3 protein-coding genes and 1 pseudogene are annotated in these 1,669 nt (G+C 71.1%); all 4 read right to left on the reverse strand.

Translation table 11 applies throughout. The features are described 5' to 3' along the window. Positions 1-368: thiamine-phosphate kinase (locus FKV24_RS02040; RefSeq protein WP_141481015.1), on the reverse strand; the 368-nt coding region annotated here is incomplete at its 3' end. Between the two features lie 78 nt (positions 369-446). Further along, positions 447-905 (reverse strand): transcription antitermination factor NusB, encoded by a 459-nt coding sequence (nusB, locus tag FKV24_RS02045; protein WP_111265638.1) that lies wholly within the window; start codon positions 903-905, stop codon positions 447-449. After that, positions 902-1,414 (reverse strand): 6,7-dimethyl-8-ribityllumazine synthase, encoded by a 513-nt coding sequence (gene ribH, locus FKV24_RS02050; protein ID WP_141481016.1) that lies wholly within the window; start codon positions 1,412-1,414, stop codon positions 902-904. The genes nusB and ribH overlap by 4 nt, the downstream gene beginning before the upstream one ends. A 77-nt stretch (positions 1,415-1,491) precedes the next feature. Further along, positions 1,492-1,669: pseudogene (locus tag FKV24_RS02055) on the reverse strand (bifunctional 3,4-dihydroxy-2-butanone-4-phosphate synthase/GTP cyclohydrolase II); the annotation flags it as partial.

Raw genomic sequence — 1,669 nt, forward strand, 5'->3', positions numbered from 1 at the left:
CCGCGGGTGGTGTCGCCGCCGACCAGGGCGACCCGATGCGCCGTGGCGAGCTTGAGAAAGCCGTCGAGAAAGCCATCGACCCAGCCGTCGTCGCTGGCCGGCAGCGACAGCGACAGCGTGCACCAGGCCGGCTCGGCGCCCATCGCGGCGAGATCGGACAGGTTGACCGCCAGCGCCTTCCAGCCGACGTCGGCGGCGGCGGTCCCGCGCGGGAAGTGCACGCCGTCGTTCAGCGTATCCATCGCCACCACCAGCTGACGGTCGGGCGGCACCCGCAGCAGCGCTGCATCGTCGCCGATGCCCAGCACCACGTCGTCGCGGCCGCCGGCACGCGCGCGGATACGCTCGATCAGTTCGAATTCGGGCAAGGACCTGGCCTCCTGCGTTGCCGCGGCCGCGCAGGCGGGACTCCGACGCCCCCCGGCACCAGCCGGGCGGCGACCGACTCAGCCGCGCGAGTTGTTGAACTCGGCCGCGCGCCAGTCGGCGGCGGCATGGTCGAGCACGCCGTTGACATAGGTGTGGCCATGCTCGGTGCCGAACTTCTTGACGCTCTCGATCGCCTCGTTGATCACCACCCGGTACGGCACGTCGAGCCGGTGGCGCAATTCGTAGGCGGCGATGCGCAGGCCGGCGCGTTCGATCGGATCGACCTCCTCGACCGTGCGGTCGAGAAACGGCAGCAGCGCCTCGTCGAGATCCTTCAGGTGCTGGTCGACGCCGTTCACCAGGTCCTCGAAATAGGCCAGGTCGGCGTGCTCGCGGGCCTGCTCGTGGGCGAACTGGGCGAGGATCTCGCGCACCGGCGCCCCCGACATCTGCCAGGCATAGACCGCCTGCAGCGCGCGGCGGCGGGCACGGGTGCGGGCGACGGGATCGATCCCGTCCGGACGGCGGCGGTTCACGAGGCCTTCTCCATCAATACGTCGCTGGGAACGTCAAAGCCCGCGGGGAGCTGCGACAGCAGGTGGGCCATCTCGATCGCGACCAGGGCCGCTTCTTCGCCCTTGTTGCCGTGGCTGCCGCCGGCGCGGGCCTCGGCGTCCTCGAAACGGTCGACCGCCAGCACGCCGTTGGCGACCGGCACGCCGTAGTCGAGCGAGACCCGCATCAGCGCGTCGGAGCAGCCGTCGGCGACCTGTTCGTAGTGGCGGGTATCGCCGCGCACCACGCAGCCCAGCGCGACGATCGCGGCATGGCCGCCGGCCTCGGCCAGGCGCGCGGCGGTGACCGGGATTTCCCAGGCACCGGGCACGCGGATGACGTCGATCGCCGATTCGGCCACGCCGTTCTCGACGAAGGTCTTGCGGGCGCCGGCGACGAGGGTGTCGGTGATGCGCGGGTTCCAGCGGCTGGCGATGATGGCGTAGCGCGCGCCGCTGGGGCTGCGCAGGTCGCCTTCGATATGGGACATGGGCGGATTCGGGTCGTGTCGCGTCAAAGGTGTCAGTTTAGCGGCTGCTTTGTGACAAACGGTAAGAGTCTGTCCTGTCAGCCGGGCTCGACGTACTCGACGACCTCCAGACCGAAGCCGGCCAGACCGATCTGCTTGCGCGGGGTGCCCAGCACCCGCAGCTTGCCCAGGCCGAGGTCGGCCAGGATCTGGCCGCCGGCCCCGTTGCGCCGCCACTCGCTGAGCGCCTGGCCGCGGCCGCCCCCATCGCCGGCC

The sequence above is a fragment of the Marilutibacter maris genome, from assembly GCF_006546735.2.
Classification (GTDB): Bacteria; Pseudomonadota; Gammaproteobacteria; order Xanthomonadales; family Xanthomonadaceae; genus Marilutibacter; species Marilutibacter maris.

Coding starts and splice junctions, on each gene's coding strand:
- ribH (WP_141481016.1), bottom strand. CDS start 1,414: ATGTCCCATATCGAAGGCGACCTGCGCAGCCCCAGCGGCGCGCGCTAC.